Origin of the sequence: Micromonospora sonchi (assembly GCF_014646235.1) — a bacterium.
GTDB lineage: Bacteria > Actinomycetota > Actinomycetes > Mycobacteriales > Micromonosporaceae > Micromonospora > Micromonospora sonchi.
The window spans coordinates 1-13,704 of sequence record NZ_BMNB01000039.1 but is presented as its reverse complement, the minus strand read 5'-3'; the positions used below and the strand labels follow the sequence as shown (position 1 = coordinate 13,704).

Below are 13,704 nucleotides of genomic sequence, written 5' to 3'. Positions count from 1 at the left end.
CAAGCTCACTCCTCGCGCTCACCAAGCTCGCCTTTCGTTCGCGGCTGCGGGGCTCGCAAGCTCACTCCTCGCGCTCACCGGGACACCGTCTCCTTCCCGTCGCCCCGCTCCGGGGTGTCGCCGCCCTGCTGCCCACGCCGGCGCAGGCGCCGCCGCAGCCCGGCCAGCAGCGGTTGCAGGTCCCGCCGGTCGACCAGCCAGACCACGCCGAGGAACACGACGCCCACCACGACTCCGGACAGCATGCCCTGCACCAGCGCCATCCACCGCGCCGGGGTGCCGTCCCCGACAGGCAACAACCGCAGCAGCGCCAGCGCGGCGAGGGCCGCCGTCGTGCCGGCCAGCACACCGGCGGCGCCGGCCCGGGCCGCGCCGTCGAGCGCCTGCCGCCCGGCCACCCGCAGCACCGCGATCAGCAGCAGCCCGCCGAGCAGCAGCATCCCCGCCGAGTTGGCCAGCGCCACGGCGAGCACCCGGTCGGCCACCGGGAGCAGGGCCGCCAGCGGCAGCGTGGCCAGCAGCACCGCCAGCCAGCCGGCGCTGATGGCGGCGGTGGCCGCCCGGGTCGCTCCCCGGGCGTACAGTGCGCGGGAAAGCACCGCGAACAGCCCGTACCCGAGCAGGCCGGGCGCGAACCCGGCGACGGCGGCGGCGGTGGCGTCGGCGTTGAGCGGGAACAACCGTCCGATCGGTCCGGCCGCGCCGACCAGCACCGCCGCGCCGAGGAAGCTGAGCAGCAGCACCCCCCGCAGGGCCGCCGACAGGGTGTCCCGGTAGGTCCGCTCGTCCCCGCCCGCCGCCGCTGCGGCCAAGGTGGGATACGCGGCGGTGGCCAGCGGCACCGCCAGCACCGCCCAGGGCAGCAGATAGAACGTCAGCGCCAGGTTGAACACCTGGGGTGCCTCGGTGGGGCCGGCGGAAAGCCGGTTGAGCATCACCAGCAGCGCCACCTGCTGAGCGGTGACCGTCACCACGCCCGCCACGGCCAGCCCACCCACCCGGGCCCGGGCGTCGGCCGGGAACGCGTACCCGGGACGCAGCGTCAGCCGCAGCCGGCGCAGCGGGATCAGCAGCGACAGCGACAGCACCACCACGCCGGCGGTGGTGCCCGCCGACAGGATCAACTCCGCGCCGCGGCCCGCCTGCGCCACGCTCGCCCCCGTCCCCGCGACGCCGGCGAAGCAGAGATACGCCACGATCACGGTGAGGCTGGACAGCAGCGGCGCGATCACCGGCCACGCGAACCGGCGGTGCGCCTGAAGCACGCCGGCGAGCACGATGCCGATGCCGTACAGCGGCAACTGCGGCGCGAAGACCCGCAGCATCCGGGCGCCCGCCGCCAACTCCTCCGGCGACCGGTCGTCGCCGATCAGGGCGATGGCCGGGCCGGCGCCCAGCGCCAGCAGCACCGCCAGCGGCACCAGCAGGGTCACCGTCCAGGTGAGCAGCGCGCCGGTGGTCGCCGTCACCGCCCGCCGGTCACCGGTCGCGACCGGGCCGGCGAGCAGCGGTACGACCAGGCTGGCCAGCGCCCCACCGGCGACGATCTCGAAGACGATGTTGGGCAGGGTGTTCGCGATGACGTACATCGCGCCCAGGTCGCTATCCTGCACCACCCAGGTGAACACGGCGGTACGCCCGAACCCGGCCAGCCGGCTGAGCACGGTGAGTACGGCGATGAGCGCGGCCGCTCCGGCCACTCGGCCGGCGCCGGCGAGGGGTGCCGGTGTGGTCACGTCAGTCGGCGCGGCGGCCCAGCGCGTCGAGTTCACGCAGCCCCGGAGTGTTCGCGATGACCCGGGTGAAGCTGACCTTCTCGCTGGCCGCGGTCAGCCCGGCCAGCACCGCGAGCAGCCCGGCCCGACCGACCGGGCCGGTCCGGGCGGCCAACGCCACTCCCAGCACGGCGCCGAGGGCGTTCGCGCCGCTGTCGCCGATCATCACGTCCTCGCCGAGGTCGGCGGGGAGCAGCCCGGCCGCGGCGCCGGCCGCGCCGGCGGCGATCCCGCCCGCGGCGCCACCGACCAGCGGCGCGCCGAGCAGCAGGCCGGACTTCAACGCCCGCCCCGGCCGCAGATCGAGCAGGTTGATCAGGTTCGCGGTGCCGGCCACGACACCCGCACCGAGCAGCACGTCGACGCCCCGGCCGAGCGCGCCCTGCCGCCGTCGACCGGGATGCGCGGCCACCCGCGGGTCGGCGGCGAGCAGCGCCGCGGCGCCCAGGCCGGCCGCACCCACCCCGACGATCTTGACCAGGCCGGCGGTGATCCTTCCCTGCCGCAGCGCGGCGAGGTGCCCGGCGAAGCCCTTGTCCGCCTTCTGCTCCGGTCGGGCGCCCACCACGTCGTCGTAGAGCCCGACGGCGCCGGCGCCGAGCCCGGCCACCACCGTCGCCGCCCCGGCGGGCACGCTCGCCGCGCCACCGGCCGCCGCGCCGCAGGCACCCAACGCGAGCGCCGGCCCGGCGGCCAGGGTGACCGTACGCCCGCGGAAGTTGCTGCGTTCCAACGCCGGTCCGGCGGGGGAGGTACGCACCTGACGCAGCGCGTACCGGGCGGCGGCCGCCCCGAGGCCCGCCACCACCAGTCGACCGAGCACGCTCATGCCGGCACTCCGCATCGTCGGAAATCGCCCACCGGACGCGTCAGGCCCGTCGGTGGCTCACTGGGGCAGTCTAGGCAGCAGCGAGCCGGCGTTGTCGCCGACGCCGTACTGGCCGGCCTTGCGCTCGGTGAGCTGCTGCACGAGCGCCAGCGTGGTGACCAACTGACCCTGCACGGTGTTGGCGTTGTCGATGGTCGAGATGGTCTGGACCAGCACGGCGTCACCCCGGACGAAGGCCACCAGGTTGCCGCCGGCGGAACCGTTGCCGGCCACCACGATCGCCCCGGTCCGGTCGAACTGCTCGGCGATCTTGACCACCGACTCGTCCTTCTTGGCGGAGTCCTTGTCCACGTACGGCTGCCCGCTGACGATCACCACCGCCTCGGCCGGCGCGGCGACCCGGTCGGCGGTGGTCAGGTAGTTGGCGTTGCTGTACGCGGCCAGCACGGCCCGCCGGTCGGTCTCCGTCACCGGTTCCGCACCGGCCGGCCGGTCCAGCAGCACGGCCGCCAGCAGGGCGCTGGAGGTCTCCACGCCGTGACCGTTGCCGGGCAGCCCGGCGGTCGGCGCGCCGGTCGGCCGGGCGGCGGTCACCGCCAACTCCAGCAGGTTGTTGTTGTTCTCCGGGTTGATGAACTTGTCCTGCAGGTCGACCAGACCGGTGATGTCGGCACCGGCGAGCCGGAGCATCTGCTGCACGCCCTCGGCGTGATCACGGCCGGTCGGCGTGGTCATCACCAGCACCCGCTTGCCGCTCAGCTTGCCGGGCAGCATGACCTGGGCCATCTCGGCCGCGAACTCCTCCTCCAGCTCCAACTCCCGCTGCATGTTCTGCATCGTCTGACGCATCTGCTGGTTGTCCTTGCGCAGCGAGTTGACGGTGTTGTTGAGCGAGTCCGCGACCGGCCCGTTGAGGGCGGCTGTGCCGACGACCAGGCCGATCGCCAGCGCCAGGAAGACCGCAGTCAGGGACACCACGTGGTACCGGAAGTTGATCACGCCTACAGCCTCTTGATCGATCGGGAGCTAGAAGAGCTGGCCGAGCTGGAACACAAAATTGTCCCACCACTCGGAGACCACACCCAGATACGCCTTACCGACGGTGGAGACGGCCACCGCCGAGGCCATGGCCGCGACCGCCGAGAGCACCAGCAGCAACAGCGAGGAACCCGAGATGCCCTGCCGGTAGAGCCGGCTGACACCCTTGGCGTCGACCAGCTTGCCGCCGACCTTGAGCCGGGTGAGGAACGTCGAGGCCATGCCGCCGCGCCCCTTGTCGAGGAACTCCACCAGCGTGGCGTGCGTGCCCACGGCCACGATCAGCGAGGCGCCTTTCTCGTCCGCCAGCAGCATGGCGAGGTCCTCGCTGGTCGCGGCGGCGGGGAAGGTCACCGCCGGCACCCCCAGGGCGTTGACCCGCGGCAGTCCCGGGGCCCGCCCGTCGGGGTAGGCGTGCACGATCACCTCGGCGCCGCAGCGCAACACGTCGTCGGTGACCGAGTCCATGTCGCCGATGATCATGTCCGGCGTGTAGCCCGCCTCGACCAGAGCGTCCGCGCCGCCGTCCACGCCGATCAACACCGGCTTGAACTCCCGGATGTACGGGCGCAGCACGTCCAGGTCGGCCTTGTAGTCGTAACCCCGTACGACGATCAGGCAGTGCCGACCCTGGATCTCGGTGGCGATCGCCGGCACACCGACCCCGTCGAGCAGCAGGTCCCGCTCCTGCCTGAGGTAGTCCATGGTGTTGGCGGCGAATGCCTCCAACTGCACCGACAGGCCCTCCCGGGCGTCGGTCATCGCCTTGGCGACGCTCTCCACGTCCTGCAGGCTGCCGTGTGCCACCGCATCGTCGCCCAGGTAGACCGTGTTGCCCTCGATGCGCACCGTGTCGCCCTCACGGATGCGCTCGAAGACGCCCTCGCCGAGGTCGTCCAGCAGCGGAATGCCCGCCGAGAGCAGCACCTCCGGGCCGAGGTTCGGATACCGGCCGGAGACCGACGGCTTGGCGTTGATCACCGCGCCGACACCGACCGCCACCAGCGAATCGGCCGCGACGCGGTCCAGATCGACGTGGTCGATCACCGCGATGTCACCGGGACGGAGCCGGCCGACGAGTCGCTTCGTACGGCGATCGAGGCGCGCGGTGCCGAGGATCTGTCCCGGTTCCGCGTTTCGGATCCGGCGCAACGTGGGTAGACGCATCGTGACCATCCTGGCATGTGAGGCAGGCGAATCTGTCGCGACATGCCTGAGCAGGGCCGCCTATCCAGGGAAACACATGACGGCGAAGGCCGGTGTGCCTCCGCTCACAATCGGCGCTCTCACTACCGCCGCTCCCTGGCCGCCACGGCCAGCAGCTCCTCGGCGTGGGCGATACCCAGATCCGAATCGGGCAAACCCGCCAGCATCCGGGCCAGTTCCCGGGCCCGCTCGGTGTCCTCCACCACCCGAACCCCACTGGTGGTCACCGCGCCCCCGGTGTCCTTGGCCACCACCAGGTGCCGGTCGGCGAAGGCCGCAACCTGGGGCAGATGGGTCACCACCAGCACCTGGTGACTGCGGGCCAGCCGGGCCAACCGCCGGCCGATCTCCACCGCGGCCTGCCCGCCGACACCCGCGTCGACCTCGTCGAAGACCAGGGTCGGCGGCCCGCCGGAACCGGCGAAGACCACCTCGATCGCGAGCATCACCCGGGACAGCTCGCCACCGGAGGCACCCCGCTGCAACGGCAGCGCTGGAGCGCCGGGGTGGGCCAACAGGCGCAGCTCGACCTCGTCGCCACCGTCCGGCCCGACGCCGACCTGCGCCCCGTTGACCGGCAACGTCGGCTCGGCCCGCCCGGCCGGCCGGGGCAGCACCGCCACCTCGACCCGGGCGTGCGGCATGGCCAGCCCGGCCAACTCGACGGTGACCTGCTCGGCGAAGCGTCCGGCGGCCTCCTGCCGGGACACCGACAACCGGCCGGCCAACTCAGCCACCTCGCCGGCCAGGCGGGAGGCCTCCCGGTCCAGCTCGTCGAGAAGCTCGTCGGAGGTGTCGAGCTCCGACAGCCGGTTCCTGGCCCGTTCCGCCCAGGCGATCACACCGTCGATGTCGTCGGCGTACTTGCGGGTCAGCGCCCGCAACTCCGCCCGACGCTCGTAGACCGCCTGCAGCCGGGCCGGGTCGGCATCCAACCCGGCCAGGTACGTCGACAGCTCCACCGAGACGTCGGCCACCAGGGTGGCCGCCTCCTCCAGCCGGGCCGCCAGTTCACCCAGGGCCGGATCCGTGCCGGCCTGCGCCTCCAACGTCCGCCGGGCGGTGCCCAGCAGCGTCGAGACGTCCGGCGTGTCGTCGACGGCCTCCAGCCCCCCGGCCACGCACTGATGAGCCAGCTGCGCCGCGGTCCGCAGGCCCTCGGCGTGCTCCAGCCGCTGCGCCTCCGCCTTCATCTCGTCGTCCTCACCGGGCTGCGGGTCGACCCGGGTGATCTCGTCGAGACCGAGCCGCAGCAGATCCGCCTCCTGGTGGCGTTCCCGCGCGTTGCGCCGCCGGTCGGCCAGGTCGTCGACCACCCGCCGCCACTGCGTGTACGCCTCCCGCACGGCGTCGAGCAGCTTCTCGTGCTCCGGGCCGGCGAACCGGTCCAGCGCGGCGCGCTGCTCGGCGGGGCGCAGCAGCCGCAGCTGGTCGGACTGGCCGTGCACGGCCACCACCTGCTCGCCCACCTCACCCAGCATCGACACCGGCATCCCGCGCCCGCCCAGGTGCGCCCGGGAGCGCCCCTCCACCGTGACCGTACGGCTCAGCAGCACCGCGCCGTCCTCATCGGGCTCACCGCCGGCGTCGGTGATGCGGGCGTGCACCGTCTCGGCCGCCCGGCCGGTCAACCGCAGCCGGCCCTCGACCACGGCCCGGCCGGGCACCGCGCGCACCCGACCGGCATCGGCCCGACCGCCGAAGAGCAGGCCCAGACCGGTCACCACCATCGTCTTGCCGGCACCGGTCTCGCCGGTGATGACGTTCATACCGCCGGTCAGCGGCAACGTCGTGTCCTCGATGACGCCCAGTCCGGTGATGCGTAGCTCCTCCAGCACAGCAACCGACAGTAGACGCGCGGCCCGACACTTGACCAGCCGGCGCGGCGCCACGCCCGGTCGACGCGGGCTGCGGTCACCGCCGGTTGCCCCGCCAGCCGTGCACCGGCAGACCGAACTTGGCCACCAGCCGGTCGGTGAACGGCCGGTCCCGCAGCCGCACGATCCGCACCGGCAGCGCGCCCCGCCGTACGGTGACCCGCGCACCCGGCGGCAGGTCGTACACCCGGCGTCCGTCACAGGAGAGCACCGCGAGAGTGGTGAACGGGTCGACGGTGATCGAGAAGGTCGAGGTGGGTGCGGTCACCAGCGGCCGGCTGAACAACGCGTGCGCGCTGATCGGCACCAACAGCAACGCTTCCACCGCGGGCCAGACCACCGGGCCACCACCGGAGAACGCGTACGCCGTGGAACCGGTGGGGGTGGCACACACCACTCCGTCACAGCCGTACCGGGACAGCGGTCGCCCGTCGACGTCGACGAGCAGCTCCAGCATCTGGGCCCGCTCCCCCTTCTCGACGCTGATCTCGTTGAGCGCCCACGACTCGATCGTCGGCCCGCCGTCGAACTCCGCGGTGACGTCGAGGGTGAGCCGTTCGTCGACGGCGTAGTTGCGGCCCACCACGTCCCGCACCGCGACATCGAGATCGTCGATCTCCGCCTCGGCGAGGAAGCCGACCTTGCCGAGATTGATGCCGAGCAGCGGCACCTTCGCGGGCCGGGCCAGCTCGGCGGCGCGCAGGAAGGTGCCATCACCGCCGAGCGCGATCACGATCTCCGCGCCCTCGGCGGTCTGCGGACCGGCCACCGGCACCACGCCCGGCAGGTCGAGGTCCTCGGCCTCCTCGGCCACCACCCGGACCTCGAAACCGGCGGCGATGAGATCGGCGGCGACCGTCCGGGCGTGCTCGGTGCTGCGGCGGCGGCCCGTGTGGGTCACCAACAGGGCGGTGCGGTTCACCGCACGACCCGCCCGGTGCCGGCCGTCCGCCGCACCGAGCCACCCCGCCGCTCCGCCCTCGTCGGGGCGCTCGGCGCCGGCCTGAGCGTCCTCCGTCTCGTGGTGATGCCTCGGCCGCTGCTTACGGTCACCCGGCCACCTCCTCCGTCACCTCGTCCGTCGTCTCGTCGGACGTCGTCGGGCCCTGCGGTCCGGCCGCCACCACGGTGCGGACCCGTTCCGGGTCGGCCGGTGGCGCGTCCCGGCGTAACCATACGAAGAACTCGACGTTGCCGCTCGGCCCCGGCAGCGGGCTCGCGGCCAGATCCGCCAGCCCCAGTCCCAGCGCCGCGGCCGCCGCGGCGACATCGAGCACCGCCTCGGCCCGCAGCGCCGGCTCGCGCACCACGCCCCCGGCACCGACCCGCTCCTTGCCGACCTCGAACTGTGGCTTGACCATGAGCGCCAGATCGCCGTCGGTCCGGGTGCAGGCGGCCAGGGCCGGCAACACCAGGCGCAGCGAAATGAAGGACAGGTCGGCGACGGTCAGCTCGACCGGGCCGCCGATCGCCTCGGAGGTCAACGTCCGGACGTTGGTGCGCTCGAACACCCGTACCCGCTCGTCCGTCCGCAGCGACCAGGCGAGCTGCCCGTAGCCGACATCGACCGCGACCACCTCGGCCGCGCCGGCGCGCAGCAGCACGTCGGTGAAGCCACCGGTGGACGCGCCGGCGTCGAGGCACCGCCGACCGGCCACCATCAACCCGCCCGAAGCGAACGCGGCGAGCGCACCGGCCAGCTTGTGACCGCCCCGGGAGACGTACTCCGAAACGGGATCGGCACCGGTCACCAGCAGCGGGTCGGCGGGGTCGACCATCGCCGCGGCCTTGCGTGCCGGCACCCCCCGCAACTGGACCCGACCGGCCTGCACCAGCGCGACGGCCTGCTCGCGGGAGCGGGCCAGGCCACGGCGGACGAGTTCGGCGTCCAACCGGTTACGACGTGCCATGGTGGGGCGGCCTCCTCAGGCCTGGTCGATGGTGGCGAGCGTTTCCCGCAACGTCTGATACGCGGCCTCGTACTGGGCGATCTGGTCCGCCGGGGCCAGGGTGGCGGCGTTGGCCATCGCCTGGATCGCGGCGTCCACCGCCGGATGGCCACCGCCGTCGGCTTCCATGCCGGACCACCGGCTGGGCGGCGGCCCCGGTGTTCCCGGTCGCGGCCCCGGTGGCCCCGGGCGCGGGCCGGTCACGCTGTCGCTCCCGATTTCCGCGCGCCGCGCCGGAACGCCCCGAGTCGGCTCCCCTCGCTCATGCGGACCCCTCCGGCCTCGACCGCCGCGCCGAACCGCCCTGCGGCGGCCGGTTCGCCGGGTCGTGGTCGGCGGTACGGGCCACGGTCCCCGGCCCTCTCTTGGCCACCGCCTTCTTCGCGACCGCCTTCTTCGCGATCGCCTTCTTCGCGATCGCCTCCTTGGCCACCGCCTTCTTCGCCGTCGCCCCGGCGGGGGTGGCCCCTTCCGCCTGGCTCGGCGTCGCGTCCGGCGGCGCGGCCGCGGCCGTCGCGGGCATACCGACCGACGGCACATCGGCGGGAGCATCCGGCTCGGCAGCGCCGCCCCCAGCACGCAGCCGGCGTTCCAACTCGCGGACCCGGCTCTCCAGCTCGGCGACCTCGTCGGCGGTGGCCAGGCCCACCGCGCCGAGCGCCCGCTCGACCTCGAACCGCACGAGCTTGGTCAGCGCCTCCCGATTGGCCGCACCGGTCGAGCGCAGCTCCTCGGCGAGCGCCGAAAGTTGGGCGGCGGTCGCCCCCGTCGAGCCCATCACCCGACGCACCGCGTCCTGCGCCTTCTTCCGGGGCGCCTCCGTCAGGCCCATGGCCAGTTCGAGGTAGGCGCGCCACGCGTCCTGCATGCCTGAGTCCTTTCACCCGGCGGCTGGTGCAGGTGTCACGCTACCGGGCCGCCGGACGCACCCCGTGCGGTACGGTGCCGAGGTATGACGCGGCGTGGCGAGGAGGCGATGGTGGCCACGGTGGACGAGTGCCGGCAGGCGTTGCGGGATCTGGCCGACCGGCTGGAACGCAACGCGGAGACCGTCCGCGACCGGGTCGACCTGGACCGCACGCTGGCCTGCCGGGTCACCGACCTGGAAACCGCCTTCCACGGCCGCATCACCGGCGGACGGTTGGTCGAGCTGGCCGACGGCGACGACCCGAAAGCAAAGATCGCCATGAGCACCACCAGCGACGATCTGGTCGCGCTGGTTCGCGGTGACCTCGACGTCACTCGCGCGGTGGCCAGCAAGCGGGTATCGATCAAGGCCAACCCGTTCGATCTGATGAAGCTCCGCAAGCTGCTCTGAGCAGGCCGGGCCGTCGGTCAGGTAGGCAGTCCGAGCGCGTCCAGCGCCTGCGCCGCCGCCGGCGAGGCAGGCGTTGGCAGTCCCGCCGGACGGTGCCACCAGGCCACCGCGCAGAGCGCCGCCAGCGCGTCCAACGGTCGTCCCGCCCCGGACAGCTGCCAGCCGCCGGCACCGGTGACGACGTGCCAGCCACCGCTGTCTCCCGAGGCCGCCGGCACCCGCACCACCTCGGCGGGGTCGAAAAGTCCGGCCAGGTTCCGGGACACGTGCGTGGGCCTGCGGTGCGACGGCGCGGCCAGCAGCTCCGGCACATCGCTGACGCCGGTGAGGACCAGCAGGCTGTCCAGACCGGCCCGGTTGGCCCCCTCGATGTCGGTGTCCAGCCGGTCGCCGACGACGAGGGTCCGGCCCTCGCCCGCCCGACGGGCGGCGGTGGCGAAGAGTTCCGGCGCGGGCTTGCCCACCACCTCGTCCGGTTGCCGGCCGAGCGCGGTCGCCAGCGCGGCGACCAACGCGCCGTTGCCCGGCAGCGGTCCACGCCCGCTGGGCAGGGTCCGGTCGGTGTTGGTGGCGATCCAGGCCGCGCCCGCGCGGACCGCCACCGCCGCCTCGGCCAGGTCGGCCCAGCCCACCTGAGGGCCGTAGCCCTGGATCACCGCGACCGGTGAGTCCTCCGCGCGGGACACCGGGTTCAGCCCGACCGCGCGCACCTCGGATCGCAATGCCTCCGCGCCGACCACCAGCACGGGCACCCCGGCGGGAAGTCGCTCGGCCAGCAGTTGGGCGGCAGCGGCCGCGCTGGTCAGCACCTCTTCCGGCCGCGCCGGTACGCCCATCCCGGTGAGCAGGTCGGCGACCTCACTCGCCCGGCGTGAGGCGTTGTTCGTCGCATAGGCCACGGCCCGGCCCTCGTCGTGCAGCCGCACGACGGCCTCGACCGCGCCGGGGATCGGCCGGTCGATCAGGTAGACCACTCCGTCCAGGTCGAAGACGACCAAGGCGTAATCGTCGACCAGCCGCTCCCCGGTGTCGCTCATCGCTGCCGCGCCTCCGGCTCCTGCGCCCCCTCGGCCTCGGGGCGGTCCGCCGCGACCGCGACCTCCGGTGCCGCGTCCGCAACCGGCTCGTCCGCGACGGCCTCGGACTCGGACTCGGACTCGACCTCGACCGCGTCGGCGTCGGCGTCGGCGTCGGCGTCGGCGTGAACCGCATCGGCGTCGACGGCCTCGTCCTCGGTCAGGGCCTGGTCCGCGAGATCGGTCTCGATCGGCTCGTCGGCCTCGTCATCGGTGCGGTCGGTGTCCGGCCGGGCCGGCACGGTGCCCGGGGCACCCGGGCCGGCGGTCAGTTCCTCAGCCGCCTCGTCATCGTCGTCGCCCTCGATCACCACTCCGTCGAGTTCGAGCAGCCGCTCCGCCGCGTCGGTCTCCGCGTCGACGTCCACCTCGGCCGCACGGGAGAACCACTCCCGAGCCTCCGCACGCCGCTCGACGGCCAGCAGCGCGTCGGCGTACGCGTACCGCAGCCGAGCCGTCCACGGCTCGGTCGCCTCGGTGGTCAGTTCGGGGACCTGGAGCATGGCCACGGCCGCATCCCGCTGGCCGAGATCACCCCGGGCCCCGGCTGCCACGATCAGCAACTCGATCGCGACGGCCCGGTCCAGCTTCTCCTGGTCCGCGCCGCGGAACAGGTCGATGGCCCGCTCGGGCCGGCCCAGTGCCCGCTCACAGTCCGCGATGACCGCCAGGTGGCTCTGCACGCCGCTCATCCGGTGGTACGTCCGCAGTTCCGCGAGCGCGGTCTGCCAATCCCGGGCGTGGTACGCGGCCAGCCCGACCGCCTCCCGGACCGCGGCGATCCGCGCCGCGAGCCGGCGCGCGGCCAGTGCGTGCGCAAGCGCCTCGGCCGGATCCTCGTCGATCAGCTGTCCCGTCGCCACGAGGTGACGGGCGACGGTCTCCGCGACCGGCTTCGCCAGGGACAGGAGTTCGGCGCGGACATCCTTGTCGAGATCGGCCGCGACGATTTCATCGGGAAGCTCCGGGGCCGGGGTAGCGCCTGCGGCCTCCTCCGTCCGGTGGTCCCTCGCTGCCGGGCGGCGCTCCCGGTCGTCGCGGAAGCCGCGATCGCGGCGCTCGCCACCCCGCTCGTCGGTCCCTCGATGGAAGCCGCCTTCACGGCGGTCACCGCCACGGAAACCGCCCTCACGGCGCTCACCGCCACGGAAGCCACCCTCACGGCGCTCACCATCGCGGAAACCGCCCTCACGACGGTCACCGCCACGGAAGCCACCCTCACGGCGCTCACCGCCACGGAAACCGCCCTCACGACGGTCACCATCACGGGAGCCACCCTCACCGCCACGGAAGCCACCTTCACGACGGTCACCGCCACGGAAACCGCCCTCACGACGGTCACCGCCACGGAAACCGCCCTCACGACGGTCACCGCCACGGAAACCGCCCTCACGACGGTCACCGCCACGGAAACCGCCCTCACGGCGCTCACCGCCACGGAAACCGCCCTCACGACGGTCACCGCCACGGAAGCCACCCTCACGGCGCTCACCATCGCGGAAACCGCCCTCACGACGGTCACCATCACGGGAGCCACCCTCACCGCCACGGAAGCCACCTTCACGACGGTCACCGCCACGGAAGCCACCCTCGCGGCGCTCACCGCCACGGAAACCGCCCTCACGACGGTCACCATCACGGGAGCCACCCTCACCGCCACGGAAGCCACCTTCACGACGGTCACCGCCACGGAAGCCACCATCACGGCGCTCACCGCCACGGAAACCGCCCTCGCGGCGCTCACCGCCACGGAAGCCACCCTCACGGCGCTCACCATCGCGGAAACCGCCCTCACGACGGTCACCATCACGGGAGCCACCCTCACCGCCACGGAAGCCACCATCACGGCGCTCACCGCCACGGAAGCCACCCTCGCGGCGCTCACCGCCACGGAAGCCACCCTCGCGGCGCTCACCGCCACGGAAACCGCCCTCACGACGATCACCGCCACGGAAACCGCCCTCACGACGATCACCGCCACGGAAGCCACCCTCACGGCGCTCGCTGTCACGGAAACCACCTACGCGACGCTCACCGCCGCCAGAGCTGCCGTCCCGACGGTCACCAGCTCGGGAGTCGCCCTCGCGGCGGTCACCATCGCGGAAGCCACCCTCACGACGGTCCCCATCGCGGAAGCCACCCGGCCGTCGGTCACCGCCACCGGAGCTGCCTTCTCTACGGTCACCAGCGTGACCGCCCTCGCGGCGCTCACCCCGAACGCCGCCCTCGCGGCGGTCATCATCCCGGCGGGGTCCGCCGGACCAGCGGCCCTCGGCGCCGTAGCCGCGGTCGCGGGAGCCACGCTCCCGGTCGCGGTCGTCGCGGTACGACGGGCGGTCGCTCCGACGTGAACCGGCGTCACGGTCGCCGGGTCGCCCGTCGTGCCCCCGAGGACGGTCTCCGCCCTGAGGTCCTGAACTCACAGGTACATCCTTCCTAAGTACGCCGTTCAACGGCGCAACGCAGTCGAGGGCCAGCCCGATTCCGGGCGGCCCTCGACTGTGACGTGTGTCCGGCGGTGTCCTACTCTCCCACACCCTCCCGAGTGCAGTACCATCGGCGCTGGAGGGCTTAGCTTCCGGGTTCGGAATGTAACCGGGCGTTTCCCCTCCGCCATAACCGCCGTAACCTTATCA

General features: G+C 73.4%; 13 protein-coding genes and 1 rRNA gene. 2 read left to right on the top strand and 12 right to left on the bottom strand.

All coding sequences use genetic code 11. The annotated features are described in order from the left end of the window. Window positions 1–74: 74 nt before the first annotated feature. The 9 genes from murJ to IEY61_RS27585 all read right to left on the bottom strand — a co-directional run bounded on the left by murJ (window position 75) and on the right by IEY61_RS27585 (window position 9,542). Window positions 75–1,736 (bottom strand): murein biosynthesis integral membrane protein MurJ, encoded by a 1,662-nt coding sequence (murJ, locus tag IEY61_RS27625; RefSeq protein ID WP_189049608.1) that lies wholly within the window; start codon window positions 1,734–1,736, stop codon window positions 75–77. Between the two features lies 1 nt (window position 1,737). After that, window positions 1,738–2,604 carry a hypothetical protein gene (locus tag IEY61_RS27620; protein WP_189049552.1) on the bottom strand — a complete coding sequence of 289 codons (867 nt, stop codon included), beginning with the start codon at window positions 2,602–2,604 and terminating at the stop codon, window positions 1,738–1,740. Between the two features lie 57 nt (window positions 2,605–2,661). Further along, window positions 2,662–3,603: a copper transporter gene (locus IEY61_RS27615; RefSeq protein ID WP_189049551.1), complete on the bottom strand. Its 942-nt coding sequence runs from the start codon at window positions 3,601–3,603 to the stop codon at window positions 2,662–2,664. Window positions 3,604–3,630: 27 nt separating this feature from the next. Next, window positions 3,631–4,809: a putative cytokinetic ring protein SteA gene (gene steA, locus IEY61_RS27610; protein WP_189049549.1), complete on the bottom strand. Its 1,179-nt coding sequence runs from the start codon at window positions 4,807–4,809 to the stop codon at window positions 3,631–3,633. Window positions 4,810–4,931: 122 nt separating this feature from the next. Further along, a complete protein-coding gene (recN, locus tag IEY61_RS27605; protein ID WP_189049547.1) occupies window positions 4,932–6,686 on the bottom strand; it encodes a DNA repair protein RecN in 1,755 nt (584 codons plus the stop codon). Window positions 6,687–6,762: 76 nt separating this feature from the next. Beyond that, window positions 6,763–7,647 carry an NAD kinase gene (locus IEY61_RS27600; protein WP_189049545.1) on the bottom strand — a complete coding sequence of 295 codons (885 nt, stop codon included), beginning with the start codon at window positions 7,645–7,647 and terminating at the stop codon, window positions 6,763–6,765. A 127-nt stretch (window positions 7,648–7,774) separates the two neighbouring features. After that, complete coding sequence (locus tag IEY61_RS27595; RefSeq protein ID WP_189049543.1) at window positions 7,775–8,635, bottom strand: TlyA family RNA methyltransferase; 861 nt, start codon at window positions 8,633–8,635, stop codon at window positions 7,775–7,777. A 15-nt stretch (window positions 8,636–8,650) separates the two neighbouring features. Beyond that, window positions 8,651–8,878, bottom strand: a complete 228-nt coding sequence (locus tag IEY61_RS27590) for a hypothetical protein (protein ID WP_189049540.1) — start codon at window positions 8,876–8,878, stop codon at window positions 8,651–8,653. 58 nt (window positions 8,879–8,936) lie between these two features. After that, a complete protein-coding gene (locus tag IEY61_RS27585; RefSeq protein ID WP_189049538.1) occupies window positions 8,937–9,542 on the bottom strand; it encodes a phasin family protein in 606 nt (201 codons plus the stop codon). Between the two features lie 111 nt (window positions 9,543–9,653). Between IEY61_RS27585 and IEY61_RS27580 the strand changes: the two genes are divergently transcribed. Next, window positions 9,654–9,992, top strand: coding sequence for an SCP2 sterol-binding domain-containing protein (locus IEY61_RS27580; protein ID WP_189049606.1), 339 nt, complete (start codon window positions 9,654–9,656; stop codon window positions 9,990–9,992). A gap of 17 nt (window positions 9,993–10,009) precedes the next feature. Here IEY61_RS27580 and IEY61_RS27575 read toward each other — a convergent pair whose 3' ends face one another. Next, window positions 10,010–11,029 carry an HAD-IIA family hydrolase gene (locus tag IEY61_RS27575; RefSeq protein WP_189049536.1) on the bottom strand — a complete coding sequence of 340 codons (1,020 nt, stop codon included), beginning with the start codon at window positions 11,027–11,029 and terminating at the stop codon, window positions 10,010–10,012. Next, the gene (locus tag IEY61_RS27570) at window positions 11,026–11,976 is read right to left on the bottom strand and encodes a tetratricopeptide repeat protein (RefSeq protein ID WP_229706497.1); all 951 of its coding nucleotides are present in this window, start codon (window positions 11,974–11,976) and stop codon (window positions 11,026–11,028) included. Before IEY61_RS27570 ends, IEY61_RS27575 begins: the two co-directional genes overlap by 4 nt. Between IEY61_RS27570 and IEY61_RS27565 the strand changes: the two genes are divergently transcribed. Continuing rightward, on the top strand, window positions 11,881–13,419 hold the full coding sequence (locus IEY61_RS27565) for a hypothetical protein (RefSeq protein ID WP_229706498.1): 1,539 nt from the start codon (window positions 11,881–11,883) through the stop codon (window positions 13,417–13,419). The two genes, IEY61_RS27570 and IEY61_RS27565, sit on opposite strands and share 96 nt — an antisense overlap. Window positions 13,420–13,578: 159 nt before the next feature. Here IEY61_RS27565 and rrf read toward each other — a convergent pair. Continuing rightward, window positions 13,579–13,695, bottom strand: a 5S ribosomal RNA gene (rrf, locus tag IEY61_RS27560). Window positions 13,696–13,704 lie beyond the last annotated feature (9 nt).

What these genes read in the sequence shown, in the direction of transcription:
- IEY61_RS27620 (WP_189049552.1), bottom strand. Translation starts at nt 2,604, where the DNA reads ATGAGCGTGCTCGGTCGACTGGTGGTGGCGGGCCTCGGGGCGGCCGCC.
- steA (WP_189049549.1), bottom strand. Translation starts at nt 4,809, where the DNA reads ATGCGTCTACCCACGTTGCGCCGGATCCGAAACGCGGAACCGGGACAG.
- IEY61_RS27595 (WP_189049543.1), bottom strand. Translation starts at nt 8,635, where the DNA reads ATGGCACGTCGTAACCGGTTGGACGCCGAACTCGTCCGCCGTGGCCTG.
- IEY61_RS27585 (WP_189049538.1), bottom strand. Translation starts at nt 9,542, where the DNA reads ATGCAGGACGCGTGGCGCGCCTACCTCGAACTGGCCATGGGCCTGACG.
- IEY61_RS27575 (WP_189049536.1), bottom strand. Translation starts at nt 11,029, where the DNA reads ATGAGCGACACCGGGGAGCGGCTGGTCGACGATTACGCCTTGGTCGTC.